The following is a 26,342-nucleotide window of genomic DNA, read 5'->3' as shown; positions in this document are numbered from 1 at the left end:
GATATGCGCTCCCGCGTCTGCCACGATAATCCATGAATATTGGCGCGACCTGTTCTATTCTGCTCAACAATGAAGCGCGCCGACCTACCCGCCCTTTCGATCTTCTCCGCGGTCGCGAGCCGCCGGAGCTTTCGCGCCGCCGCCCGCGATCTCGGCATCTCGGTTTCGGCGGTCAGCCACGCGATCAACGGGCTGGAGGCGAGCCTCGGTGTAAGGCTGCTGGCCCGCACCACGCGCAGCGTGGCACCGACCGAAGCAGGACGGCGGCTGCTCGACCGGCTGGAGCCGGCGCTCGCCTCGATCGCGGAAGCCGTCGAAATCGCCACCGCCGAGGAGGACCGGCTGTCGGGCACGCTGCGCTTCTCGGTGCCGCGCTCGGCCGCGGAGTTGGTGCTGGTGCCGCTGGCGAGCGCCTTCACACGCACGCATCCCGGCGTCGAGATCGAGATCCGGGCGCAGGACGATTTCCGCGACATCGTGGCGGAGGGCTTCGACGCCGGCGTACGGTTCGGCGAGAGCCTCGAACAGGACATGATCGCGGTGGCGCTCGGCCCAGCTCAGCGCGCCGCGATCGTCGCCGCGCCGTCCTGCCTCAAGGGACGGTGCCCGCCTGCCGTACCCCAGGACCTGCACGACCATGTCTGCATTCGACGTCGTTTTGCAGGTGGCGGCCTTTATCGATGGGAACTGGAGAAGGACGGCGAGGCGATCGAGGTGGCGGTTGCGGGCGGGTTGATCCTCGACGACGATCGCCTGATCGTGGACGCGGCCCTGAGCGGCGCCGGCCTCGCCTATGTCTTCGAGGCGCAGGTGGCGACAGAGGTCGCCAGCGGCCGTCTGGTGCGCGTGCTCGAAGGTTGGTGCCCGAGCTTTCCGGGCTTCTATCTTTATTATCCCAGTCGCCGCCTGATGCGCCCAGTCATGCGGGCGTTCGTCGACTTCGTCCAAGGGTGAGATGCGGATCGATCCTTGGCTTACAACGCCGAAGATCCCCACATCAATCCCTACGATCAGCCGGAGGAGATCGAATGAACGAGAAGAGTAAGTCGCGAGCGGCGGTCCTGATCGAGAGGGCGAGCGGATCGACCCGAAACATTGATGCTGAAAAGCGCAAGCAGCAGATCGAGACTTGGATCGGTGCCTTGCGGACCGCCGAGGCGGCGGCTCAAGCCAAACCGCATGGTCGGCCACATCTCTATCAAGTGAACTACCGGATCAAGGAGGTCATGGGCCAGAAGACTGGCGATCCCGGTCATCGGCGTGAAGCGCTCACGGCGATGCTGGAGTCACTGTCGCCGCATGAAAAGCATACCTCGACCTCGACATGGATTGTTCGCCTTCACGTTCCTTCCGCCAGCGATGTCCTCAAGTTGCTGAAGGCACCGCTTGCGCAATGGGACTTTCTGTCAGTCGCGGAGATCGGAGACAATCGATCGAAGTTCGGCGACGCGGATCTTGAATGAGGGGGCGGCGCTCACGTGCCGCCGGTATCGAACCGCCAGACCGGGATGCCGAGCTTCCTGGCCTTGTCGGCGAGGTTGTCCTGGATGCCGGTGCCGGGCCAGACCAGGACGCCGATCGGCAGGACCGCCAGCATCGCGTCGTTGCGCTTGAAGGGCGCGGCCTTGGCGTGCTTGGTCCAGTCGGGCTTGAACGCCACCTGCGCGACCTTGCGGTGATCGGCCCAGCGCGAGGCGATCAGTTCGGCGCCCTTCGGCGAACCGCCGTGCAGCAGCACCATGTCGGGGTGCTTGGCGTGGACCTGATCGAGCTTCGCCCAAATGCGCTGGTGGTCGGTGCAGTCGAGCCCGCCGGTGAAGGCGATCTTCGGTCCGGCCGGCAGCATGACCTCGGTCTCGGCGCGGCGCTTGGCGGCGAGGAAGTCGCGACTGTCGATCATCGCGGCGGTGAGGTTGCGATGGTTGACCATCGAGCCGGTGCGCGGGCGCCAGGGGGAGCGGGTCAGGTGCTCGAAGGCGTCCGATGCCTGGTCGCGCATCAGCTCGAAGGCGTCGCGGCGTTCGAGAAGCGTCTGCCCTTCGGCGATATGGCGTTCAAGCTCGACCGACTTGACCTCGGAGCCATCCTGCTCGCGCTGCCCACGCTTCTGCGCCTGCTCGTTGTCGTCCAGCTCGCGCTCGATGCGGTCGGTCGCGCGATGGAAGAGGTTGACGGTGGACCAGAGGAGGTCGTCGAGGTCGGGTTCGAGGCGGGTGTCCTGAAGCGTGCCCGCGATGGCGTCAAAGATCTCGGCGATCATGCCGGCAACGTGGGTGCCCTCGGGCAGCGGGCGGGGATCCGGTTCGTCCTGGAAGGAGCGGTAGCCGTAGAGCTGAAGCTCCTGGAGAACGTGATCGGTGGGGGACGCCTGATGCTCGGGCTCGTGGTCGTCGTGGTGGCGGCCCATGGGGCTGTTCCTTCGCCGGTGCGACCGCGACCCTCGCGGCCTTCATGGCGACGACAGCCGTCGGGCGGTCCGGCCCTGCACCCGGGCGCACAGCGACCGGGCCGAAGCGCAGCGGAGGATGGAGAAGGCCGGCGATTTTGCTTCGCGATGCAAAGCCGAAGGCGGCGGAAAATCGTCGGCCGAAGCCATTGCCGGGCCGGGCCGTTTGACGGCCGTTCGCCCTCTCGAAGGCCGGGGTCGCGGCTCCTCCCGGCGCTCACGAGAACAGCTCCACCGCCACCGCGATGGGCGCGTGCCCGATCCGCCACCCTCCACCCGGTCGTTCAGGCCGCCAGCCTCATGAAGCGCGCGACGTCCTGCGGCAGGAGTTGTGCCCGGAGCGCCGCCCGCAGCCCCTCGACACCGAACGCCCGCAGATCATCATTGAAGTCGCCGAGCGTGGGCACGAGCACCACCGCCTCGATCCCGGCCGCCTCCGCCCGGGCCGCCAGCATCGCCGCCATCGCCTCACCGGCCTCGCCATTGTCTCGGGCGACGTAGAGTCGGCGCAGGGTGTCCGGCAGCAGGAGGGCGCCGAGATGGGCAGCAGAGAGCGCCGCCACCGCCGGCAGGTCAGGCAGCGCGGATCGAACGGACAGCATGGTCTCGATGCCTTCGCTGGCCGTCTGAACCTCGGAGCCGATCCCGAACCGGACGCCGTGGCCGTTGATGTCGCCCATGGCTTTCCGCTGTGTGTCGACCGGCGCCTTTCCGGAGCCATCGGGGGCAAGCCAGGTCCGGTGCGTGCCGGTCTGGTGTCCGTCGAGATCGGTGACGCGGGCAAGCAGCGCCGGCCACGTCTCGGTCGGGCCATGCTCAGGCTGGTAGTAGCAGCGCGGGTGGAAACGAAGCGCGTCGGTTCCGTGCAAAGCCGTAATGCCGCGAGTACGGAGATACGCTTCCGCGGTCGTGCCGGTGATCGGCAAGCCCATCACGAAGAGCCGCCGTGCCGCCTCGACCGAGCCAGACGGTGCCGGTCCGGCCCGTGATCGTCGTGGCGGCGGTTCGGGTTCAGGATGTGGCAGGCTGAGGAAAGAGCGTGCTTCCTCGGCGACGTCGGCGAAGTCGATCAGGCCGAGCGATTCCCGGATCACGTCGAGAAGATCGCCGTGTTCATTACTCTGCGCGTCCATCCATTTGCCGGCGCGGCCCTTAGTGCTGTCCTTCAGCCGCACGAACATGGATCGCCCGGGCGTGTTGCGGACATTGCCGACCAGCCAGTAACTGCCCTGACGGCGACCGTTGCTGAGATAATGGCGGCACACCGCCTCAGCCTGCCGGCCGAGACGTTGCGCCAGGTCGAAAGCGTCGAGACGAGGCATCACGCTGCCTCCCGCTCGGCGACGCGCGCGATCGCGTAGGTGTCGAGCAGCCGTGCCAGGACGGTCGGCCCCGATGCGTCCACCGGCACGAAGAAGCGCAGCTTCCACGAGATGATCTCGGTGAAGAGGCCGTAGGCGCGAAGGCGGTCGCGCATCGCCTCGGTGAAGCCGGTCAGCTCGATGCGGTTGGTGCTCATGACGCGGACGCGGCGGAGTTGCAGTTCCTCTGTCAGGTCGAGGATCGTCCGCCCGTCGATCAGCGCCGCGAAGGCCTGGTCCGGCGTCAGAGTCGGCGCGCCGGTCGCGGCGGCGGTGGCCGCCCAGGCGGGCGAGACGCGGCGGCCGATGATGCGCTCGCCATCGTCGGTCTGGAGCCGGTAGACCCGCGTCGACTCGTTCGGCAGTCGCTTCCACACCGGAAGGAGCAGGCCGGCGACGATGTGCAGCGTGTATTCAGCGAAGGCCGGCACCTCGGCGAGTTCGGCCTTCCACGCGGCTGCGAAGGCCGCGCGATCGACCTCCCGCCAGTGGCTTTCCGCCAGCGCCGTGATCGGCAGCGCGTAGGTCTCCATCGGCCGCATCAGCCGAACGCGCCGCTCGATCTCGCCGTCGTCGAGCATCAGCGAGGGTGCGGCGACCTGCACGGCAGCACGGCCGGAGCGCTCGTTGACCAGCAGCCGGGTGCGTCCGTCATCACCCAGCGCCAGCGCATCGTCCAGCAGCATCGGCCGGTTGCGCCGCCGTTCGGCGATGGTGAGCAGCCGCGTCTCGGCGCCGGTGCCGGGATGAGTGTAGATCGTGGCGCGATCGGTGACGGTGAAGCTCTCCGCCGTCAGCGTCTCCAGCCCCTGGTCGTAATGGCCGGAGGCGATGGCGCCTTCGACCTTGGCCGCCAGCAACCGCTCGAAGGCGGTGAACAGGACGTTCTGGAGGTCGATGGTGAGCGCCAGCAGCCGGTTGAGGAAGGTGGTGATCGGCGGCAGCTCGTCCTTGATGCCGCCGGTTCCATCGAGAAGCTTCAGGCCGGTCGCCGTCTCGAAACGCTCCAACGAGCAGCCCTCGATCCGGCCGCGCACGATCAGCAGGTAGAACTGGCGCAGCGCGTCGCGCGCATAGGCGCTTTCGAGGTTGTCCTCGGGCCGGAACAGGCCGGCGCCGCCGGTCTGGCGCTGCCCGCGCGTGATGGCGCCGAGCGTGTCGAGGCGGCGGGCGATGGTCGAGAGGAAGCGCTTCTCGGCCTTCACGTCGGTCGCGATCGGGCGGAAGAGCGGCGGCTGCGCCTGGTTGGTGCGGTTGGTGCGACCGAGCCCCTGGATCGCGGCGTCGGCCTTCCAGCCGGGCTCGAGCAGGTAATGGACGCGTAGCCGACGGTTCTTGGCCGACAGCTCGGCATGGTAGGAACGACCTGTGCCGCCGGCGTCGGAGAACACCAGCACACGCTTCACGTCGTCCATGAACGCAGCGGTTTCGGCAAGGTTGGCGGAGGGGGCGCGGCGCTCGACGGCGTGGCGATCGATGCCGTCGCCCCCACACTTCCTGACGATGCGGCGCGAGCGGCCCGTCACCTCCGCCACCATGTCGGTGCCGAAGCGCTGGACGATCTGGTCGAGGGCGCCCGGCACCGGCGGCAGCATCGCGAGACGCTCGATCAGGTCGTCGCGGCGTCGCACGGCCTCGCGACTCTCCACCGGCTGGCCATCGCGGAAGACCGGCCGCGAAGACAGGTTGCCCTCGCCATCTGTGAACGGCTCGTAGAGCTGCACCGGAAAGGAGTGCGCGAGATAATCCAGCACGTACTCACGCGGCGTGATGTCCACGCGGACGTCGTTCCATTCCTCGGAAGAAATCTCAGCGAGCCGGCGCTCCATCAGCGCCTCGCCGGTCGAGACGATCTGGACGACGGCGGCATGACCGGCGGCGAGGTCCGCGTCGATCGCGCGGATCAGCGTCGGCGTCTTCATCGAGGTGAGGAGATGGCCGAAGAAGCGCTGCTTGGTCGACTCGAACGCCGAGCGCGCGGCCGACTTCGCCTGCCGGTTCAGCGTGCCGTCCGAGCCGGTGATGTTCGCCGCCTGCATCGCGGCGTCGAGGTTGTTGTGGATGACCGCGAAGGCGCCGGCATAGCTGTCGTAGATGCGGCGCTGCTCATCCGTGAGTTGGTGCTCGACCAACTCGTACTCGACGCCGTCATAGGACAGCGAGCGGGCGGTGTAGAGGCCGAGCGCCTTCAGGTCGCGCGCCAACACCTCCATCGCCGCGACGCCGCCGGCCTCGATCGCCTCGACGAACTCCGCGCGCGTCGCAAAGGGAAAATCCTCGCCGCCCCAGAGGCCGAGCCGCTGCGCGTAGGCGAGATTGTGGACCGTGGTGGCGCCGGTCGCCGAGACGTACACGACACGAGCGTCCGGCAGCGCATGCTGGAGCCGCAACCCGGCACGCCCCTGCTGCGAGGGGGCAGTGTCGCCGCGCTCACTCGTTCCGCCGGCGGCGTTCTGCATGGCATGGCTCTCGTCGAAGACGATCACTCCGTCGAAGTCGGACCCAAGCCATTCCACGATCTGTTTGACGCGGGAAAGCTTCTCCCCGCGGTTGTCGGAGCGCAGCGTGACATAGGTGGTGAACAGGATGGCTTCGCCGAGCGCGATCGGCTTGCCTTGCGGGAAGCGCGACAGCGGCGTGACCAGCAGCCGCTCCAGCCCGAGTGCGGCGACGTCGCGCTGGGCGTCCTCCAGCAGCTTGTCGGATTTGGAGATCCACACCGCCCTGCAGCGACCGCGCAGCCAGTTGTCGAGGAGGATACCGGCGACCTGCCGGCCCTTGCCGCACCCCGTGCCGTCGCCGAGCATGTAGCCGCGCCGGAAGCGCACAGTGGCCGTAGCATCGGCGGGCGCCGCCTTCACGAGGTCGAAGGTGTCGTCCACCGTCCAGGAACCGGCGAGATGGTCGCCGTGGGCCTCGCCAGCCTGGATGACGGTCTCGAGCTGCGCATCGGACAGGAGGCCGCCCGTCACGACGGCCGCCGGCAGCATCGGCCGGTAGGACGGCTTCGGCGGCGCGACGCTGGCCATCGCCGCCGACTGGACGAGCTTGGTCGGATGCGGCTGCGCGCCGGGAATGCGGATCGACTGCAATCCGTACTCTTCGTAGATCGCATCGGTGAGGTGCGCCTCCTCGGGCGGCGTCCAGTCTACCGTGTCGTATGCGAGCTCGACGCCCTCGATCTCCAGCGTCGATGGCCGGGAGCGGACGGATGCCGGGGCGGCTGATCGCGCGCGCAGGTACGCGGTGACACCGCGCGGCGTCGGTGTCACCGGCGTAGAAGCGGCCGGCAGCGTGACCGGCAACCGGGGCGGCACGTTCGCCTCGATCCAGCCGAGCAGCGTCGCGGCGTCGGATGCCGTGCCCGGCGAAGCCGGGAACACGGCCGGATTGTCGGCCGGCTGCTTGTCGATGACGGTGAGCCGCGTCGGGAAGGTCGTGCCGTGCTTGGTATAGACCGCGCCGGCGACCGTCGCGGTGAACACGACGCGACCACGCGCCTGAAGGCCGACGAACGCATCGCGCCAGTCGGGCATGTCCGAACCGACGTTGGCACCGGTGATCGCGACCAGCCGGCCGCCGTCGGCGAGACGCGCCAGCGCGGAGGCGATGTGGCGGAAGCCGGCGTCGGCAACACGGCCCGAGACGTTCGCCATCGCCGAGAAGGGCGGGTTCATCAGCACGACGGACGGCACCGCCGCGGCGTCGAGATGATCGTCGATCTGCGCCGCGTCGAAGCGCGTGACGGCGAGCGCTGGGAACAGCGAGCCCAGCAGGTCGGCGCGGGTATCGGCCAGCTCGTTGAGAATCAGCGCGCCACCTGCGGTCTCGGCGAGGATGGCGAGGAGGCCCGTGCCGGCGGACGGCTCCAGCACGCGGTCAGACGGCGCGATCGCGGCGGCGGTCAGCGCGGCCAGCCCGAGCGGCAGCGGCGTGCTGAACTGTTGCAGCGCCCGGCTCTCTTCGGACCGGCGGGTGTGCGTGGGCAGCAGCGCTGTGATCTTCGCCAGCACGGACAGACGTGCAGCCGGAGAGGCGGCTTTTCGGAAAAGCGCCTTGCCGTACTTCCGCAGAAACAGGACGGTGGCTACCTCGCAGGCCTCGTAGGCCGCCTTCCAGTCCCAGGCGCCGGTCGCGTCCGAGCTGCCGAAGGCGCCCTCCATCGCGCCGCGCAGGGCAACGGCATCGATCCGCTCGCCGCCTTCGAGATACGGCAGCAGACGCTCGGCGGACGACAGGATGGCGGCGGCTGGCGCGACCGGCTCGGGAGCGAGCGGGAGGGATGCGACCGGCGGGGTGACGGGCAACATTGCGTTCATCGGGAGACCTCGGGAGAGCAGGAACGGTCAGGCCCGGCCGACGCTCTCTCTCCGCCGCCGGGGCCTCACTACGTCCCGGCTCCGCTTTGCCTCTGGGTTGCCCAGCATGAAAAAAGCGCGCCGCCTCCTGGCAGCGCGCTGGATCAGGCACAGGCAATCTTGCGTGCCGCTTCGTCCCACTCGTCGGTGCGGCAGACGAGCGTCTCGATCACCTCAGACATCGGGGTCGCCTCCGTCCAGCACGCTGGCAAGCCAGCCGTCGGTGTAGGTCCAGGCGACCGTCTCGCCGGTGGCGAGATCGAGGACGTGCGCGCCGCCCCCGAACCCGTCGAGGCGCGGGGGCGAGCAGGTGCCGGCGTACTGGAAGCCCCAGCGGCCGGTGAGGCCGAAGGCGGCGGCGCAGCGCTTGACGAAGGCGATCAGCCGCTCAGGATCACCCGTGCCGTCGTCGTGCATCCAAAGCTTGGTGCCGCCATGCCCGGGCTGGATCGACAGCAGGAAGCCGTCGGACGGCGGCTCTTCCGACGCGCCTTCCTCGGAGAACGCGTTGTAGATGTCGAGTGCCCGGGCGGCATTGTCGGGCCTACCCACCTCGAGAATGCAGGAGTAGTGGGTGAAATAGTCGGCCATGACGGGCTCCGGACACGAGAACGGCCCGGCGCAGGACGCCGGGCCGGGAAGGACGAAGGGGAGCGGTGCGGCACCGCTCCCTAGGAACAGCGTCACTCGGCCGCGAGCAGGACGGTCTCGTCCTCGTCGGCCTCGGCGGGATCGTCCTCGCCATCACCCTCGGTGAGGAAGGCCGGCAGGGCGTCGCCGCCGCCGGCATCGTCGGCGGTCTCCGCGACGGGCGTGTCCGCTCCAGCGAGGCGCAGCGGCTCGGGCAGCCAGCCGCTGTCGGCAAGCAGGCGCTCGGCCTCCTTCGCCATGTCGCCCTTCTTCAGATGGCCGATGAGCTGGGCGGACCGTTCGCCGGCCCCCTCGCGCACGGCCTCGACGATGCGCGCCTTGGTCACGCGGCCGAGATAGTTGGCCGCGGTCGGCCGCCAGCCCGCCGCCACCATGTCGAGCCCGGTCGCGTGGGCCAGCCGGTCGGCATGGGCCAGGCGGACATCCAGGCTATGCTCGCTGATGCCATGCCCGCTGTGCGGGTTCGGCTTCTCGTAGAGCGCGTTGACCCCGAAGGCGACGCAGTGCGCGAGCAGCGCCATGCGGCTGGCATCGTCGAGCGCGACGAGCCAGTCCCACAGCGCCTCGTCGTCCTCGGGCAGATCGGCCGCCCACGCCGCCTGCCTCTCGTCCACGGACCGGGCGGACGGGCTGTCCTTGAGGTCGTCGGCCTGCGCCGGGAAGTAGACCTGTCGCACCGAGGCTTCGAGGCAGCCGAGTCCAGATCGATGGCGGAAGGTGTCGAGCACGAGCTTGTGCAGCAGCGCCGTCATGGCGACGTGCGGGTTGCCGGCGACGGCATCGCGCAGCGCCAGCGTGCGGTGTGCGGTCAGCTCGGCCAGCAGTCGGTCGGGCAGCGGACGGATGCCGTCTTCCTCCTCCGGCTCGGGGTCCGCCGCCGCGCCGCCGATGGTGATGACGGCGCGCTGGATCGCTGCGGTAGCCGCGACCGCGTCGCCATCGCCGCGATCGGCGTCCGACACCGCACCGGGCTCGCCCTCCGGCTCGGCGACAACCGGCGCCTCGTCCTCGGCGCGGACATAGCCGCGATCGACCAGCAGCCGCCCGTCGTTGCCGATCGACACGAACACGCCGGCGCGCGCGATCTCGGCCGGGTCGTAGCGGACCGGGCGCTCGTCGAAGGCGGCGAGCGCGGCCTCGATCTCGCCGAGCCGCTCGTCCACCGCGTCGGGCAGTTCGTCCGCATCCTCATACTCGGCGACGAGGCGGTCGTTCTCCTCCGCGAGCGCGGCGATGGTGGCTTCCTCCTCGGCGGTCAGGTCGAGCGGCGTGCCGACGAGGGCGCGGAGGCTGCCCGCGACACCGTAGGGCAGGCTCACCGCCGCCTCGATCCACTTCCAGCCTTCGCCCGCGATCTCGTCGGCGAGCATGCGCAGCTTCTCTGTCGCAAGCCGATCGAGCAGCGCGGCATCCTGCAACCAGCCGCCGTCGTCGGACTGGAACAGGTCGCGCAGAACCACGCCGCCGGCCTCCTCGTACGCCTCGACGCCGACGAAGAGCGCCCGCTTGTCTGAGGCGCGGACGGTGGACTCGGTCAGCATCCGCCGGATCTGCCACGGTTCCTTCTGCCACGAGCCGGAGATTGCTGCCCACACCTGCTCCTGGCGCGCGTGGTCCTCGCTGACGGTGAAGGCCATCAGCATGTCGAGCGTCATGCCGTCCTCGGCATAGACGTCGAGCAAGGCCGGCGCGACCGCGGCGAGGCGCAGCCGCTGCTTGACGACGTTGACGCCGACGAAGAAGGCGGCGGCGATCGCCTCCTCGGTCATGTCCTTCTCGCGCATCGCCTGAAAGGCGCGGAACTGGTCGAGCGGGTGCAGCGGTGCGCGCTCGTCGTTCTCGGCGAGCGAGATCTCCTCGACCAGGATGCCGCTCGCCGCGTCCGACACGACGCACGGCACCGGCGCGGTTTTGGCGAGGCGCTTGGCCTTCACCAGCAGTTCCAGCGCCCGGTAGCGGCGCCCGCCCGCCGGCACCTCGAACATGCCGGTCTCGACGCCTTCGCCGTCCAGCACGGCCCGGACATGCAACGACTGGATCAGCCCGCGCCGGGCGATCGAGGCAGCGAGGTCGTCGAGCGAGACGCCGGCCTTGACCCGCCGGACGTTGGACTGGCTCAGCACCAGCTTGTTGAAGGGGATGTCGCGCGACGATGCGAGCGTGATCTTCTGAACGGCTGTCGCCATGGTCCGTACTCCGCGACGGGTGCCGAGAGCCACTCTCTCGGACCTCAACCCGTCACGAAGCGAAGCGCCGCCCTCTCACTCTGAGAGAGCAGCGCCACGGAACCGGAGAACCGGAAAGGCACGGAAGCGCAGAGCCGGAAGCACGGACGCCCGCGTTTCCGGCTCCACGGATGTCAGGCCACCCGGTCGAGCAGCTTCTTCGCCCTGCCCTCGAGGTCGAGCCGCGCATCCTGATGCGGCTTGTCGCGCGCCACCGCCGTGATCCCCTGGACGAAGTCGAAGATGCTGGCGGGCGGATGGCCTTCCTCGGCCAGCACGGTATCGATGATCCGGCCCGTGTCGGCTTTCGAGAAGCCGCGCCGGCGCAGGAAGTCGGTGCGGTCCTCGTCGGTGCGTGCCACGATGCGCTCGCGCGCGGCGCGGATGCCGGCGACGAAGGCGGACGGCGAAGAGTCGGCGAAGGCGGTCAGCGCCGGGGCGGCTTCGGCCGCGAAGCGGTTGGCGGCGTACTTCGAGTGCCGGATGCTGATCTCCTCGAACTGCTCGACGCCCCAGAGATTGCGGTTCTGGCAGACGGCGCGGAGGTAGAAGCTGGCGATGCCGAGCGTCTTGGCGCCCACCTCAGAGTTCCAGGCATAGAAGCCGCGGAAGAACAAGTCGGGCGAGCCGTCGGGCAGGCGCCCGGCCTCGATGGGGTTGAGATCGTCGACCAGGAACAGGAAGACGTCGCGGTCCGAGGCATAGAGCGTGGTCGTATCCTGCGTGACGTCGACGCGCGGGTTGTAGATGCCGGTCGACCAGTCGAGTACGCCCGGCACCTTCCAGCGCGTGTCGCCGGTGCCGTTGCCGGCGATACGCTGCACGGCCTCGACCAGCTCGTGATCGTAAATGCGGCCATAGTCCGGGCCGGTGACGGCGCGCAGCTCGGTGCGGCCGTTCTCGCTCTCGTAGGTCTTCACCTGCTCGGCGCGGTGCGTCAGCAGGCCATGCTGGAGGTTGATCGCGGCGAGCGGAGCCGGGAGCTGCCGCAGATAGGCGGCGGGGGCGCCGACGAGGCTGGCGAGCTGGCCGAAGCTCCAGTGCGTCGGCGCGACCGGCGCGTCGGCCCCCGGCACGATCAGCGCGATCCGCTCGGGATCGTCGCGCCGCGCCTCGACGTGGATCAGGGCGCTCTCGACGACGCGCGTCCGGCTGCGGTCAGAGCGCGCCTGCACGGCGTCGCGCAGCGCGCCAAGCGACAGGAAGCGCTCGTCCGCCGGTCGCGAGAACCACTCCGATGAGACCCGGCCGATCCGCTCGCCGCAGCTGACATCCACCTTGTAGCCGCCGCTGCGATCGCGGGGCATATCCAGGACCTGCATGTTCATGGAACCGAACTCCATGACGGGCGCGGGAGCCTCTCTCCCGCCATTCACCCGTCACGGAATCTCGATCCTCACTCTCCCTCTCGGGGTGTTGCGGGGGGTGTCGCCGCAGAAGGGGTCGGCCGCGACGGCAGGCTTGGACGCAGGGAAGGCGTTCCCCGACGTTGAACTGCTCTGCCCGGTTGCCGCCAAGCCAAGGTTAGGCCACAGGCGCTCAGAAGGTGCTTCGCGCCTTGCGACGATCGGGACCGTGCTCTTTGGCGTCAACCGCAGGGCTCGAAGAACGATGACCCGTGGTGAGACCTGCCGCCTCGCCCGTCCGCCCGATGGTTCCGACCTTTCCGATGCATCGGTGGTGCAAAGGGGGGACACAAGATACAAGGAGCTATGGGGCTGCGCTGGTGAAGACCATTGGATCAAGAAACGTTCGTACCGCTTTCCATCGCCGATTACGCCGCGCAGGCCGCTCTCACTGATCAGCGCAGTGATGGCGGCTCCCTGGCCTTTCCGCTGCTCGGCCTGTTCGGCGAGACGGGTAGTCTCCTCAGCGAGGTCAAGAAAAAGCAACGTGATCGCGCCTCTTACCGCGGCTACGCGGGCGCTGTCGTCGAGGAGCTTGGTGACGTTCTCTGGTACATGGCGGCAGTGACGTCCCGTGCCGGCGCGCCCTTGCCGGAGGTCTTCGCGGAGGCTGCGCCCAGCATTGACGCGAGCGTCGCCATCACGCTGGCTGCGTTGCAACCTGCGGTGATGACCCGAGCTGGTGAACCGACCGCCGCGTTCGAGCGCACGTTGCTGAAGCTTGCAGGCGAAGTCGGTCTTCTCGTCACGGAACTTCAGGAGCAAGGCTCGGCGAGGCGCGACAGTCTACCCCGCAACCAACTGGTGGCCGTCGCAAAAACTCTCATTCAAGCGGCTAACGAGGCTGGTGTCACGCTTGAGGCGGCCGCGGTGAAAAATCTCGCGAAGATTGCGGACCGTTGGCCACGCGAGCGGCGCTATCCTGAGCCTCTCGACACCAACGCAGAGCCGGAAGAGCGCCTTCCGCGCAAGCTCATCGTCGAGATTTTCGAGCGCCAAGTCCGCGGACGGACGTTCGTGTTCCAGCGATGCAACGGCATCAATATCGGCGACCGCCTGACCGACAATGCGATGACCGCCGATGACTATCGCTTCCACGACGCTTTCCATTACGCCTACGTCGCGGTGTTGGGGTGGTCTCCGGTCATCCGCGCGCTTTTCCGTCTCAAAAGGAAATCGGCGCCGAAGGTCGACGAGGCGCAGGATGGCGCACGCGCCACGCTGATTGAAGAGGGCATCACCACCTGGATCTTCGGGCAGGCGATTGAACTCGACCTTTTCGCCGGTATGAAGCCGGGCGATCTGCCGTTCGACCTGCTGAAACACGTCCGCCAGTTCGTGACGGGCTACGAGGCCGAGCGGTGTCCGTTATGGCTTTGGGAAGAAGCCATCCTGCAAGGCTATGCGGCGTTCCGCTTTCTGCGGGAGCACCGGCGCGGACGTCTCATCCTCGACCTGGACAAGCATCAAATGACGATCGAGCCTCTTTCGTGAAGACGCCCCGTACCTTTGCCGACGCCCTTGCCGACACGACGCTCACGTCGGTGTTCAATCCCTATAGTGATCACTGCGCGCTGCATGATCGTGACGACGGTGCGCGTGTCCGTAAGCGCAACCTCGTTCACTGCCTCGAAGCCGCGATCGATGCACAGGTTGACACCATCTGGATCGCGCGAGATCTCGGCTATCGGGGCGGACGGCGGACCGGCGTACCGCTGACCGACGAGGTTCACCTCACCTCCGCCAGCACCCTTCTCGGCGGAATTCCGCTCGACCGCGCCACACACGGTCCAGTCGTTGCCGAGCGCACTGCCGCCGTTGTCTGGCGCGTTCTCTCGCAAGTCGCGGCGCCCGTCGTCCTCTGGAACATTTTTCCGTTGCACCCGCACGAGCCGGACGACCCGCTGTCCAACCGCTGTCATACCCGCGCCGAGCGCAACGCGACCTGGCCGTTCCTAACCGCACTCATCGCAATGATCGCACCTCGTCGGATCGTGGCGATCGGGCGCGATGCAGGTATTGCGCTCGCCGGCATAGACATCCCGGTCATGACGGTCCGACATCCGAGCTATGGGGGACAATCAGAGTTCATCGCCGGCGTCCACGCCATCTACGGCCTGGAGGAAGAGGATGCTGCTCCGCAACTATCCTTGCTGACAGCTCATGCCGCTATGGGTGCCACTGCCTGATCGAATTGGTCGAGGAGAGCCTTAATCTCGCTTCGCTTGGCCTTTGGCTGATCGATCTCTGCATGGGTCGACACGATCGTCAACGAACCGACGGCAAGGCCGGCTTCCTTTGCGACGAAACTCATCAGGCGACCTAGCCCGATCAAATTACCCAGCAGCTTCTCCACATAGTAATGGTTTCGGTACTGTGCCGTGAGAAGCAGTTGGCGTTGGGCACCCGGGACAACTTTGAAACTCAGGAGGCTGAGACACTGACCTCCATAAGGCGAATTGTCGACGTCGCGCACAGGGTCGAATATTGTCAGTTCATATTTGTTCAGCGCGGTAACATTGTCATCCTTCATCCGCTTGACGATGTTCCATAGTTGGTTCGGCGGATCGCCAGCCGCGACCGGATGGTCGATCATCCGCTCGAAATAATAGCCTGACCAACGTTCGCCCCGACGAACCTTCGGCAAGACACGCTTGGAAAATACGTCGAAAAACTCCGGCGCGCCGTGACGCAGATAGAGCGAGGCCGGGAATATGGTGTTCGCCACCGTTTCGATCGGCTTCGCGTGATTGGAAAGGAAGGCATCAACGGCGGCCACTCCGGGATGCGCGACGGTCGATCCCACGGTGGGGTCGGCGACGTCGACGATCACGTTGTAGGCGGCGTGTCCCGGCCGAGCGTCGACGGCTCGCACGGCTTCGCGCCACGCGCTCGCGCAATCAGGCTGCGAGGGAACGGGCAGATACATCGACATCCTCCGTAAGCAACGCTGCCGCGAACAGGCGCGGCATGACGAACCCTTCGGTCAACCAGCCGTGTCCGGCGATTCCCCAGTTTGGTCCCCAACTGTTGCGGACCAGGATCGCACGCTCGCCTTCGATTGTACCGTGACCGACTGCGACCACGGCGTGCCGCCGAGCCGGCTCCGGCGCTTCACCCGACGCCGGCTGAATGACGCCTTCCGGCGTCGGCATGTAGAAGGAGCGCGACAGCATCATCAGCAGGATGACGGGGCGCTTCGCATCGATCTCGCCGATGATCGCATCAACGGCCAAACCGTGTGGCGCACCGGCTCGCCCGAACCTCGGACCGACTTCCGCAGGAGGCGACCAGAGCCCCGGATCGGTCGGGGTAGCCGGCAGGTATGGCCAACCCGTCTCTTCCGGCTGCCCTTCCTCTCGCACCGTCGCGAGCATCGCCGAGAGTGTAGCGCCGCTGTCTGGTGTCCGCCCAGCACGTCGCTGCGCGTAGTAGAAGACGAACTCGCACGACAGCGGTGTCCACCCTGGCCGCACCGCGGCATGAGCATCGCTGGCTGCAAAGGCGAGACAGGTTGGGCGTGGACCCTGATTGCGGGCCACTCCCAGCTCTGGCCGCAAGTCCGTAAGAATGGTGACTGCGGTCATGCGGCTTCGAGCAGCCTCCGCCGCTCGGCACGAGAGAGACCTTCCTCCTCCGGTCCGGTCAGGTCGAAGTCGAGCTGCAACCGGGACAGCGGAGGATCAGGCTCCCACGGCCGTCGCTCGTCGAGCTGCAACGACCCACGACCGCCTTCCTCAGGCGCCGCGGTCACACGGCGGATGACCGGACCGCCGATGCCATCCCCATCGACGGCTTCAGTCCCGTCGCGAACGATCGCGAAGCCACTCGCCGCCAGTTGGTCGATATTCCAAAGATAGCCGCCGCCGCTATGCTCTTTAAGGCGCAGAACGAACAGGTCGTTGCGACTGCCGTCGATCCGGGTGCCCGCATCACGCTCCGTCAAAAGCCAGACATCACCTCGATAATCTTGCGGGTGATAGTCCCCCAGCAGCGCGACCTTCATTTCGCGCGGCTGCGTCTGTTGCAGCTCGCGGGCCAGCGCCGCTGAGATCATCCTGTGGCGGACGAGCGTCCAGCAAGTCGCCTCGTAGCTGGCGCCGAGACGCAGAGCGAGTTGGTACACGCGGTTCGGTCGTCGAAAATCGTCCACGGTCCAGCCCTGTCGGGCAGCATGCCACTGGATCAGCCAGCGCGGCATCATAAACCCCACTGCAAAGGCGTCGGCTTCGACTTCCTGGAAGTCTTCGGCGGGCAGCCCTGCCATCGGCATACGCCGCAGGATGCTTTCATCATCGAGGCTCGGCTGGTGCTTCATGGCAAAGTGGCCAAGCTCATGCGCGGCGGTGAAGCGCTGGATCGCCATCGGCCGCTGCGTCGTGACGAGAACGCCTGGTGCGGGATCGCTGAGATAGGCTCCCAGCAGCCCTTGGAGAGGACGCAGGAGGAGCGGCAGATCGAGCATTTCAATGGCGCCGAACACATCGACTGCGCCGCCATTCGCCTCGATCATGGCACGCACGTCGAGGCTCTGATGAAGACGTGCGGCGGCCATGGTCCCAGCCCGTACCGCCCCTGCGTAGTCGGTCGCCGCCATGTGCGTCAGCCCCGCGGCGCTTGCGCGCGCGTTCGCAGATAATCGGCGAAGCGACCGAGTTCGTCCCGATCCTGGAGCGACAACGCAGCGGCACGGCGAGCGAGGTGCGCGACATCGACCGGCAAGGCCGCCGCATCGTCCTCCCCGGTGAAGAACGCCGCTGGCTGGCGATAGAGCTTTGCCAGCCGTGTCAATTCAAGCGCTTCGACCCGTCTTTGACCATTCTCGATATCGGTGAGCGCGGTGCGCGGTATTTTGAGATAGGTCGCAACCTCTTCCTGCTTCAGGCCGAGATATTTGCGGGCTTCGCGCAAGCGCTCACCTAGTTGGCGGCGCTCCCCATCGTCATCGTCCTGCTGGACTGCGACCTGGGTCATCATTTGCCTCCTTTGCGCTTCTTCCAATAGGCCTCGATCTTCGGCAGCAGTTGTCCCAACGCCTGATCGATCGAGCTATAGCCACCCGTTCGCACCACGCTCTCGGGAAGCTCGATGCCGAGCAGCGGCTCGACGGTACACAGGATCGAAACCACCACGAGCGAGTCGATCTGAAAGGGCGCGCTGCCGATTGCCGCGGGTGTTGGCGGCAGAGCGACGCCCTTCATGAGAGCCTCGGCCTTCACGACCTCGATCAGCTCGCTCCGCAGATCCGTCTCGACTGCTGCTTGAGGAAATGGCGAGACGACCGGAGCTGAAACGGGCGATGCAAGCGTAGCGGTGACCATGGCGTCCCTTTCGAGAACTTAGCAAGGAAGGTAATGTCGGATTTGCCGACATGCAATAGGTCGTGTTAGCGGATTGCCGGCCAGCGTTCGCCGCGGCTCACATCGACGGGCGCTACCTGATAGGGGCAAATCCGGTATTCAGCACGAATATGGTGCGTTAGGTTGAGGCATGCCTGACCGCGCGACCTTTCTTCACATCACCGATGCCCATGTGTCCGCGTCCGGCGTTCCGTTCGAACGCGACGACCGCAAAGTCGATGTGCCGGGGATGCCTGTCGGGACGCGCGAAGAAGCGCTTGATCTTCTCTTCCGGCGATTGGCGGAGCGGCTGACGCGCGACGGCCGCACGCTCGACGGCGTGATCTTCTCGGGTGATGCGCAAAGCAAAGGCGCCGCCGGTGGGCACGAGATTGTCTTTAAGATGATCGCCGACCATCTTGGGATCGCGGCCGATCGTATCATCTCGGTCCCAGGCAATCACGACGTGCCACGCGATTCCGATCCTGGCTCCGACAAACGCTACGAGAACTTTGCCAAGGTCTGGCGAGACGCGGGCTGCATCGTGCCATGGTTGGATGGGCTGGACGCTTGGCCCGCAATCGTCAATCCGGACCGCCATCGCCTTATCGCGGCCAACCGCAACTGGGCTGTGTTTCCGATCAACACCAGCAATTGGTCGCATGTGACATCGGTGCTGCCGGAACCGCTGCGAACCTATTGGGATACGATCCCGGACGCGCTCGCACCCGGCGATGTAGCCGTTGCTTCCCAATTGCGATCGCAACTTCAGGGTCTGGCCCGCTACGATATGGCTCGTGTCTCGGAGCATCAGCTGGAGGCTCTACGGACAATCGTCGCGTCGACGCCTCGGCCCGATCATGGTCGCCAATTACGCATCGCCGTGATGCACCACCATCTCCGTTCGCCAAGCCTGCGCGAGGAATTGAAGCCGTTCGCGGACGTGTCAAACCTCGAACAGGTCCGTGCCTTCTTGCGCGGAAGCGGCATCGGTGTCGTGATCCATGGACACAAACACGAGCACGCCGCGTACTTCGACCACATTTACGCCGGCGATGACCGTGACATGCACCGCGTACTTGTCCTCTCCGGGGCGACATTCGAGGTTGGACGCGAAACCGATGCAGTCCGGCTCATCACGCTCGATGGCTTGCCGCACACGCCCGAGGTCAAGATCGAGGCGATCCCATTGCCACGATCGGGTGCCGAGGACCTGCGGCAGACGGCCATTGTCCGCCGGCTCTGGACGACAAGTGTTCGGCCTGCCGACACCGTCGTGGTTTCACCCGGCGCGCCTGTGATCGTTGAAGGGTCAGATCTGGACGAAGTTTATGCTCGCGCGCTCGGAATTGCCCAGACCAATGCCAAGCGCGGCACCCTGATCGTCCACCTCGATCTGCCCGACGATGAAGGGAGGACGTTGCCGCTGCCAACCGCTTACGCCGTTCCCGATGACCTGCAAGGCGACGAGCGGCAAACCTGGCTCCGGGAGTTGGTCGAATGGTGGCAACTCGATCGATCGCAATTGGAGCCGCGCATCCCATACCTCCACGGCGCGCGGCTGCGACGTTACGGTGGTAAGATCAACCAAATCGAACGCATCATCGCGCTCCTCAAGGCGAAGCCGAGCACGCGTGCCGTGGCCGTGCTGGTCGATCCCTTCCGTGATTTCGCACCCACCGGTGCTGGTGAAGAATTCGCATCCTTTTGCCTCGTAGAGTTCCGCCGGAGGGACGCGGACGCTGGACGGATCGCTGTCGATGCTATCGCCTTCTACCGGGCGCAGGAGTTCGAACGGTGGTGGCCGATCAATATCGCGGAGCTGCGGTTCCTACAGCGGGAGATTTGTGATGAACTCGGCTACCGCCCAGGTCGGATCACGACGATCGCCGCCGATGCTCGAACGATTTCGCGATCTCCCACGCAGGTGGCAATGCCGATCGTTGATCGTTGGCTAGATCAAGCTCCGGAGCGGCTCCACCTTCTCGCGGATGCGCTCGCCCACAAGGCCGTGCAGGGCGCCGCTCAAGCGAGCGCTGTTCGTGAATGGCGGCGCTCGTTGGCAGAACTGCGGACCGCAACGAACGGCTTTAACTCGGATGGTATTCCCGTCGCGATCGAAGGCCTGCTCACGCTTGCCGCCTACATTAAGGCGACCGCAGCGGTTGAAGACGAGGAGCTTTCCATCTTGGCGCGGAACCTGAGCGACCTCGCCCGAGTCAACGAAACCTTCGAACATTCGACGCTCTCCCGCGCTTCCTTCAGCCGATGGTCGCCCGTCGCGCAGAGCCTTGTTGCCACCCTTGAGCGCTTGACCGATGCGCGACTGCCGAAAGCTGCTTCTGAAGAACTCAAGGCGACAACCTGACGGCGTTAGCAAAGAAATGGCGGTTCCCTTAAATTGCCTGGCTGCCAAGGTAAGCACCCTTAAATAGGGTCGGACGAAGAGCGCGAACGCCGCGGTGCTGCCGACGACGGACCGCTGCCACCATCAACGAGCTGAAAGGCGTCAGCATCCACTACGCTGCGCGCCTGCGGATAGTGAGGCCAGTATCACGCAGCCAAGCGTGTCTCGCCACTATTGGGGTCACCAACGTCGCCGGCCGCCTTCTGGAGGAATCGAGCCAGAGCCGTCTTGCGCGAGTCGCGGTCGAGAGCATAAGCGGTCTGCTTGAACTCGGTGCCTGCGAGCAGGCCCTGGATGTACCCCGAGATCGTGTCGGCTGCCATGATGAGCGCGGTGTCGAGGGTATGGATGTATTTGCTCGTCATCGTGCCGATGGAGTGACCGACAAGCGCCGCGATCGTCACCTCGGTGAACCCGAGATCGTTTCCGACACTGGCGAAGCTGTGGCGAAGGACGTGAGGGGTGACATCAGCGAGCGATGATCCGGCGAACATCTGGTCCCATCGGTTCGGAAAGCTGCCGAAGGCATTGTCGTCACCGGAACCGGGAAACACGTATGTTCCTTGATCGGACTTGCGCCGTTCGTCGAGAAACTCGATTACCGGCAGGCCGATCGGCCGGATCGAGTGCCCCTCCTTGCTGTCGATGAGCCGAAGGCAACTCGCACCGGTGTCGACCTCCTTCCACCGGAGATTGATGATCTCGGAGCGTCGGCAGCCGGTCAGCGCGATCTGACGGATGATGGCGACGGTGATCGCGTACCGCTCGTCCTTCTCGGCGGCGCTGAGCATCCTGCCGAGAGTGCGATACTCGTCCTCGGTTAAACGGCGCGACCGGACGTTGTCCTTCGGCTTGCGGATACCGTGAGCTGGGTTGGTCTCTATGATCCCGGCGTCGATGGCGAAGGTCATGATGCCGCCGAGCAGACCGACCGTGCGTGCTGCGGTGCCTGCCCCGCCACGGACGACGGCACGGCCGCGGAGCTTCTCCGTCTTGATCGACACGCGGGTCTTCCCTGCGATGACGTCCTTCATCATCTTCGAAACGTCGGCCTTCGTCAGATCCTTCACGCGACGCTGACCAATGAGAGGGATGATGTGCCGATGGATGCGGCCGATATCGGTCCCGATGGTTCCGGGCTTCTTCGGGCGACCGCCTTTGCCCATGATGAGACCCGCGTTCAGATCCTTAAGGTAGAGGACGCAAAGCTCCTTAACGGTGATCGCCTTCTGATCGAGCTGGCGCTCTTCAGTCGGGTTCTCGCCCCGGGCGATCCGGCCAAACTGAGCCTTGGCCTCCTGCCGGGCCGTTTCGGCTGTCCAGACGCCGTGGAGCCCGATGGTGTAGCGGCGAGATCGGCCGCCCAACCGATACTGGATGACATAGCTGCGCTTGCCGGAGGTGAACACCCGAAGCCCGAAGCCCGGGAGTTCGTCGTCCCAGACGACGTAGTCCTTTTCGCCCGGCAACGCAGCATCGACGGCGCGTTTGGTCAGCTTAGGCATCGGCGTTCTCCCGCTCCGTCCCCGTCTCTCGCGTAAGCACCACGTAAGCAGGAGGGGGGAAATTTTGGCGTGAAGCAGGATAGCCTATCGTGAAGCGAATTCCAAATAGATCAGCGTTTACAGTATGATAGCGTAGCATGGCGCGCTCTTGCGTATTTTAGCGAAGGGCAGCTATATTTCCTCCGAAGGCAGAGGCCAGGGGTTCGAATCCCTTCCGGTGCGCCATTCCCGATCCGCCACCCCACGCCCCCCGCTCAGCCCGCGCCGTCGCCGCCGGCGAAGCCGTAGACGCCGCCCGCCACCGCCGCGACGAAGCGGTCGGGCGCGATGTCCGCCGCCGCGAGCGCCTCGGCCAGCGCCGCCACGGGCGCCTCGCGGGCTTCGTCGGTCAGGCGGAAACAGCCCCAATGGATGCCCAGCGCGCGGCGCGCGCCGACCGCCTCGAAGATCCGCACCGCCTCCGCCGGATCGACATGCTGCGCCGCCATGAACCAGCGCGGCTCATAGGCGCCGATCGGGATCAGCGCCACGTCGGGGCTGCCGAAACGCGCGCGCATGGCGGGGAAGATGGTGCCGTCGCCATAGCCGGTATCGCCCGCGAACCACAGGCTCGCGCTGCGGCTGTGCAGCCAGAAGCCCGCCCACAGCGCCATGCGCCGGTCGCGCAGGCCGCGCGCGGACCAATGGTTGGCGCGGGTCAGCGTCACCTCGGCGGCGGGGCCCAGCCGCAGCCGGTCGTGCCAGTCGCCGGTCAGCAGGCGCGCGCCCGGCACCGCCGCGCGCACGATCGCATCGTTGCCGAGCGGCATCACCATCAGCGGCGCGTGGCGCGCGTGCAGCCGGCGCAGCGTGGCGATGTCGAGATGGTCGTAATGATTGTGGCTGAGCAGCACCGCGTCGATCGGCGGCAGATCGTCGAAGGCGATGCCGGGCGCGGTCACCCGCTTCGGACCGGCGAAGCGGAACGGGCTCGCGCGCGCGGACCAGACCGGATCGGTGAGCAGGTTGAGCCCGTCCACCTGGATCAGCAGCGTGGCATGGCCCACCATGGTGACGCGCAGCCCCGCCAGCCGCGGCTCGGGCCGCGCCGGCACGATCGGCACCTGGCGCGGCCAGGCCACCGCCTGCCGACCGCGTTGCCAGCGCAGAATGTCGCGCAGCCCGCGATCGGTGGTCGGCTGGCCGGGGTTGAAGAAACGCGCGCCGTCGAAATGGTCGCTCGGCGGCCCGGAATAATAGGGATTGCGCGGCATGGGGATCGGCTGGCCCTTCGGTGCGGTGGCGGCAGGCGCCCGTCGCCGGCCGGCGACGGGATGAACATCGCCTTCAACGCGGCGTTGATCCTTTCAGAGCCACGGCGTTGCGCGCGGGGCCAAGGAGCAGGTTATGAGCGACGACAAGCAGCCGATGCAGGCCGATGGCGAGGGCACCACGCCGCGTTCCGATCAGCCGGAAGGCGAACTCGCCTCGCGCCGGGGCGCGGCGGCGGCGGCCGGCGAATCCGGCGGCGGCGCCTATCCCCATGGCGAGAGCCCGAGCAAGGGCAAGGGCCCGGGCCGCTTTCTCGGCCATGGCGGGCAGAGCGGCCAGGCCTATCATGGCAGCGGCCAGCTCGGCGAAGAGGATGTCGGCGGCAACGCCAACAGCCCCAGCAAGGCGCCCTGAAGCGGCCGCGCGGGCACGGCTCAGCGCGCCGCCACGGGCGGCACCTGGCTCGCCACCACCGCCGATCCGGCGCGGTCGATCGACCAGAGAAGGCGCGGGCGGCGCGGATCCCAGCTGATCGCCTGGCCGCCGGTGGGAGTCGCGATGGTGGCGACCAAGGTCAGCCGGTCGCCCGTGGCGGGCACGCGCACGGCATAGAGTTCGGGCCGGTCGTGCCCGGTCATGTAGAGCAGGCCGTCCGCGCCCCAGGCTCCGCCCGAGGCGCTGCGCGGCGCCAGCCGGTCGAGCAGCGCCGGCGGCAGCGGCCAGCGGCCGGTCTCGCGGAAATGCCGGTCGTAGCGGACCAGCCGGGTCGCCGCATGGTCGCGGCCGGGCACCCCGCCCTTGCCGTCATAATTGGCGTAGCAGGCCCACCAGCCGCCCTTGTGCCAGTCGAGCCAGGTGAGCGAGCCCGGCCCGTCGATCCGCCGGCTCGCCAGCGGGCGCAGGCTGACGGCGTCGAACACCTCCATCCGGCTCCACATCGGCACCGCCGGATAGCTGGAGGCGGCGCAGATCAGCCGGGCGCCGCGCACGATGCAGGAATTGATGTGCGGATAGCGCGCCGGATCGCCCTGCCAGCGGCGCACCACGCGCCCGCTCGCCGGATCGAGCCTGGCGATCGCGCTGTCGTCGATCGCGTAGAGCGCGTCGCCCCCGGCCGCGACCCCCTGGTGCGCGTCGGCGGCGGGAAGCCGGCGCACGGGCCGCGCGGCGGGCAGGGCCGGTGCGGCAAGCGACGGCGGCGGGGGCGGCGGGGGCGGCGGTACCGGCATGACCATCTCCTCGCGCCGCGCCTAGCCGGATCGCGGGCGAGACAAAAGCGGCGAACTTCGCTATGGCGCGCCGATCATGGCAGAGACACCGCGCACCCTCTACGAGAAGATCTGGGACGCCCATGTCGTCCAGCAGCGCGACGATGGCACCGCGCTTCTCTATATCGACCGCCACCTCGTCCATGAGGTGACGAGCCCCCAGGCCTTTGACGGGCTGCGCGCCGCCGGCCGCCGCGTCCGCCGGCCGGATCTCACGCTCGCCGTGCCCGATCACAATCTGCCCACCACCGCGCGCGCCGATGCCGCCGGCCACCGCCTGCCGATCGCCGATCCGCAATCGGCCGAGCAGCTCGCGGCGCTCGCGCGCAACACCGCCGAGTTCGGCATCGAATATATCGATGATCTCGCCGCCGCGCAGGGCATCGTCCATGTCGTCGGGCCGGAACAGGGCTTCACCCTGCCGGGCACCACCGTGGTCTGCGGCGATTCGCACACCGCCAGCCATGGCGCGCTCGGCGCGCTCGGCTTCGGCATCGGCACGTCCGAGGTCGAGCATGTCCTCGCCACCCAGACGCTGCTGCTCAAACGCTCCCGCTCGCTCGAAGTGCGGGTGGACGGCACGCTCGGCGCCGGCGTCACCGCCAAGGATGTCGCGCTCGCCATCGTCGGCACGCTCGGCGCGGGCGGCGGTGCGGGCTATGTCGCCGAATATACCGGCTCGGTCTTCCGCGCGCTCTCGGTCGAGGGGCGGCTGACGGTGTGCAACATGTCGATCGAGGCCGGCGCGCGCGCCGGTCTGGTCGCGCCCGACGAGGCCGTGTTCGCCTATCTCCAGGGCCGGCCGCGCGCACCGGCGGGCGCGGACTGGGCGCGCGCGGTCGACTATTGGCGCACGCTGCGCAGCGATCCCGGCGCCCGCTACGACAAGCAGGTGCATATCGATGCCGCCAGCATCGCGCCGCTCGTCACCTGGGGCACCAGCCCGGACGATGTCGTGCCGATCACCGGCGCGGTGCCCGATCCCGCCGGCCTCGCTGATCCCGCGCGCCGCGCCGCCGCCGAAAAGGCGCTCGCCTATATGGGTCTCGCCCCCGGCACCCGGATGCAGGACGTGGCGGTGGACCGCATCTTCATCGGCTCCTGCACCAATAGCCGCATCGAGGATCTGCGCGCCGCCGCCGCCGTGGCGCGCGGCCGCAAGGTGGCGCCGGGCATCAAGCAGGCGCTGGTCGTGCCGGGCTCGGGGCTGGTCAAGCGCCAGGCCGAGGCCGAGGGGCTGGACCGCATCTTCCTTGAGGCGGGCTTTGAATGGCGCGAGCCCGGCTGCTCCATGTGCCTGGCGATGAACCCGGACAAGGTGCCGCCCGGCGAGCGCTGCGCCTCCACCTCCAACCGCAATTTTGTCGGCCGCCAGGGGCCGGGCGCGCGCACCCACCTGCTCTCGCCCGCCATGGCCGCCGCCGCCGCCGTCACCGGCCGGCTCACCGATGTGCGGGAGATCGCCTGATGCAGCCCGTCACCCGCGTCGAGGGCCGCGCCTATCCGCTCGGCCGGCCCAATATCGATACCGATATCATCATCCCCGCCCATTGGCTGAAGACGGTCACGCGCGAGGGGCTTGGCCGCGGCGCCTTCGAGACGATCCGCGCCGAGCCCGGCAATGTGTTCGACGATCCCCGCTTCGCGGGCGCGCCGATCCTCATCGCGGGCGAGAATTACGGCTGCGGCTCGAGCCGCGAACATGCCGCCTGGGCGATGGCCGATATGGGGCTGCGCGTTGTCATCGCGCCGAGCTTTTCGGATATCCATGCCGGCAATGCCTTCAAGAACGGCATCCTCACCGTCGTCCTGCCGCAGCCGGCGGTGGACCGGCTGCTCGCCGTCGCCGCCGAGCATCCGATCACCGTCGATCTCGAAAGCCAGACGGTGACGACGCCCTTTCAGGATCGCTTCGCCTTCGCGATCGATCCCTTCCGCCGCGATTGCCTGCTCAAGGGCCTGGACGAGATCGGCATCACGCTCGAGATGGATCCCGCCATCGCCGCGTTCGAGGCCCGGCTCGCGCAGGACCAGCCCTGGATCGGCGGCGCCGCCGGCTGAGATCTCCCCCGCGGGCGGATGCCCGCATTGCCCCAGCGGGCGAAGGGCCGAATCCCTCCCGCGC

General features: G+C 67.4%; 22 protein-coding genes. 8 read left to right on the top strand and 14 right to left on the bottom strand.

Going from position 1 to position 26,342, the window contains the following annotated elements; all coding sequences use genetic code 11:
• Window positions 1-69: 69 nt before the first annotated feature.
• Entirely contained in the window at window positions 70-954 is an 885-nt protein-coding gene (locus LHA26_RS09145; protein ID WP_252165319.1) for a LysR family transcriptional regulator, read from the top strand.
• 74 nt (window positions 955-1,028) lie between these two features.
• On the top strand, window positions 1,029-1,463 hold the full coding sequence (locus LHA26_RS09140) for a hypothetical protein (protein WP_252165318.1): 435 nt from the start codon (window positions 1,029-1,031) through the stop codon (window positions 1,461-1,463).
• A gap of 11 nt (window positions 1,464-1,474) precedes the next feature.
• Here LHA26_RS09140 and LHA26_RS09135 read toward each other — a convergent pair whose 3' ends face one another.
• The 6 genes from LHA26_RS09135 to LHA26_RS09110 all read right to left on the bottom strand — a co-directional run bounded on the left by LHA26_RS09135 (window position 1,475) and on the right by LHA26_RS09110 (window position 12,369).
• A complete protein-coding gene (locus LHA26_RS09135; RefSeq protein ID WP_252165317.1) occupies window positions 1,475-2,407 on the bottom strand; it encodes a DUF2493 domain-containing protein in 933 nt (310 codons plus the stop codon).
• Between the two features lie 323 nt (window positions 2,408-2,730).
• Entirely contained in the window at window positions 2,731-3,768 is a 1,038-nt protein-coding gene (locus tag LHA26_RS09130; protein WP_252165316.1) for a DUF7146 domain-containing protein, read from the bottom strand.
• Window positions 3,768-8,117, bottom strand: coding sequence for a strawberry notch-like NTP hydrolase domain-containing protein (locus LHA26_RS09125; protein WP_437441252.1), 4,350 nt, complete (start codon window positions 8,115-8,117; stop codon window positions 3,768-3,770). Before LHA26_RS09125 ends, LHA26_RS09130 begins: the two co-directional genes overlap by 1 nt.
• 222 nt (window positions 8,118-8,339) lie before the next feature.
• Complete coding sequence (locus LHA26_RS09120) at window positions 8,340-8,756, bottom strand: hypothetical protein (RefSeq protein WP_252165314.1); 417 nt, start codon at window positions 8,754-8,756, stop codon at window positions 8,340-8,342.
• A 92-nt stretch (window positions 8,757-8,848) separates the two neighbouring features.
• Window positions 8,849-11,002 (bottom strand): ParB/RepB/Spo0J family partition protein, encoded by a 2,154-nt coding sequence (locus LHA26_RS09115; protein ID WP_252168337.1) that lies wholly within the window; start codon window positions 11,000-11,002, stop codon window positions 8,849-8,851.
• Window positions 11,003-11,175: 173 nt separating this feature from the next.
• Complete coding sequence (locus LHA26_RS09110) at window positions 11,176-12,369, bottom strand: DUF932 domain-containing protein (RefSeq protein WP_252165313.1); 1,194 nt, start codon at window positions 12,367-12,369, stop codon at window positions 11,176-11,178.
• Window positions 12,370-12,777: 408 nt separating this feature from the next.
• Between LHA26_RS09110 and LHA26_RS09105 the strand changes: the two genes are divergently transcribed.
• Together LHA26_RS09105 and LHA26_RS09100 are read left to right on the top strand one after the other, a co-directional pair.
• A complete protein-coding gene (locus tag LHA26_RS09105; RefSeq protein WP_252165312.1) occupies window positions 12,778-13,941 on the top strand; it encodes a nucleoside triphosphate pyrophosphohydrolase family protein in 1,164 nt (387 codons plus the stop codon).
• Entirely contained in the window at window positions 13,938-14,636 is a 699-nt protein-coding gene (locus LHA26_RS09100; protein WP_252165311.1) for a uracil-DNA glycosylase, read from the top strand. Before LHA26_RS09105 ends, LHA26_RS09100 begins: the two co-directional genes overlap by 4 nt.
• Here the strand turns inward: LHA26_RS09100 and LHA26_RS09095 are convergent.
• Genes LHA26_RS09095 through LHA26_RS09075 form a run of 5 tightly spaced genes read right to left on the bottom strand, consistent with a single transcriptional unit; the run spans window position 14,609 to window position 17,768 of the window.
• Window positions 14,609-15,376, bottom strand: coding sequence for a thymidylate synthase family protein (locus LHA26_RS09095; RefSeq protein ID WP_252165310.1), 768 nt, complete (start codon window positions 15,374-15,376; stop codon window positions 14,609-14,611). The two genes, LHA26_RS09100 and LHA26_RS09095, sit on opposite strands and share 28 nt — an antisense overlap.
• A complete protein-coding gene (locus LHA26_RS09090) occupies window positions 15,348-16,034 on the bottom strand; it encodes a C1 family peptidase (RefSeq protein ID WP_252165309.1) in 687 nt (228 codons plus the stop codon). The genes LHA26_RS09095 and LHA26_RS09090 overlap by 29 nt, the downstream gene beginning before the upstream one ends.
• Entirely contained in the window at window positions 16,031-17,002 is a 972-nt protein-coding gene (locus LHA26_RS09085) for an ImmA/IrrE family metallo-endopeptidase (RefSeq protein WP_252165308.1), read from the bottom strand. The genes LHA26_RS09090 and LHA26_RS09085 overlap by 4 nt, the downstream gene beginning before the upstream one ends.
• Window positions 17,003-17,049: 47 nt before the next feature.
• Window positions 17,050-17,424 (bottom strand): helix-turn-helix domain-containing protein, encoded by a 375-nt coding sequence (locus LHA26_RS09080; RefSeq protein ID WP_437441196.1) that lies wholly within the window; start codon window positions 17,422-17,424, stop codon window positions 17,050-17,052.
• Window positions 17,421-17,768: a hypothetical protein gene (locus LHA26_RS09075; RefSeq protein ID WP_252165307.1), complete on the bottom strand. Its 348-nt coding sequence runs from the start codon at window positions 17,766-17,768 to the stop codon at window positions 17,421-17,423. Before LHA26_RS09075 ends, LHA26_RS09080 begins: the two co-directional genes overlap by 4 nt.
• 169 nt (window positions 17,769-17,937) lie before the next feature.
• On the opposite strand from LHA26_RS09075, the gene LHA26_RS09070 reads away from it, so the two are divergent.
• Entirely contained in the window at window positions 17,938-20,154 is a 2,217-nt protein-coding gene (locus tag LHA26_RS09070) for a metallophosphoesterase (RefSeq protein WP_252165306.1), read from the top strand.
• Window positions 20,155-20,339: 185 nt separating this feature from the next.
• Here LHA26_RS09070 and LHA26_RS09065 read toward each other — a convergent pair whose 3' ends face one another.
• Window positions 20,340-21,698: a tyrosine-type recombinase/integrase gene (locus tag LHA26_RS09065; RefSeq protein ID WP_252165305.1), complete on the bottom strand. Its 1,359-nt coding sequence runs from the start codon at window positions 21,696-21,698 to the stop codon at window positions 20,340-20,342.
• Between the two features lie 254 nt (window positions 21,699-21,952).
• Entirely contained in the window at window positions 21,953-22,951 is a 999-nt protein-coding gene (locus tag LHA26_RS09060) for an MBL fold metallo-hydrolase (protein ID WP_252165304.1), read from the bottom strand.
• A 133-nt stretch (window positions 22,952-23,084) separates the two neighbouring features.
• On the opposite strand from LHA26_RS09060, the gene LHA26_RS09055 reads away from it, so the two are divergent.
• Window positions 23,085-23,363 carry a hypothetical protein gene (locus LHA26_RS09055; protein ID WP_252165303.1) on the top strand — a complete coding sequence of 93 codons (279 nt, stop codon included), beginning with the start codon at window positions 23,085-23,087 and terminating at the stop codon, window positions 23,361-23,363.
• 20 nt (window positions 23,364-23,383) lie between these two features.
• Here the strand turns inward: LHA26_RS09055 and LHA26_RS09050 are convergent, their stop codons facing one another.
• Window positions 23,384-24,178: a hypothetical protein gene (locus tag LHA26_RS09050; protein WP_252165302.1), complete on the bottom strand. Its 795-nt coding sequence runs from the start codon at window positions 24,176-24,178 to the stop codon at window positions 23,384-23,386.
• A gap of 76 nt (window positions 24,179-24,254) precedes the next feature.
• On the opposite strand from LHA26_RS09050, the gene leuC reads away from it, so the two are divergent.
• Together leuC and leuD are read left to right on the top strand one after the other, a co-directional pair.
• On the top strand, window positions 24,255-25,685 hold the full coding sequence (leuC, locus tag LHA26_RS09045) for a 3-isopropylmalate dehydratase large subunit (protein WP_252165301.1): 1,431 nt from the start codon (window positions 24,255-24,257) through the stop codon (window positions 25,683-25,685).
• Window positions 25,685-26,278, top strand: coding sequence for a 3-isopropylmalate dehydratase small subunit (leuD, locus tag LHA26_RS09040; RefSeq protein WP_252165300.1), 594 nt, complete (start codon window positions 25,685-25,687; stop codon window positions 26,276-26,278). Before leuC ends, leuD begins: the two co-directional genes overlap by 1 nt.
• The last annotated feature ends 64 nt before the right edge of the window (window positions 26,279-26,342 follow it).

The sequence above is a fragment of the Sphingomonas morindae genome, from assembly GCF_023822065.1.
Taxonomy (GTDB): domain Bacteria; phylum Pseudomonadota; class Alphaproteobacteria; order Sphingomonadales; family Sphingomonadaceae; genus Solisphingomonas; species Solisphingomonas morindae.
The sequence above is the reverse complement of the archived record's forward strand: the minus strand, read 5'-3'. Positions and strand labels throughout refer to the sequence as shown.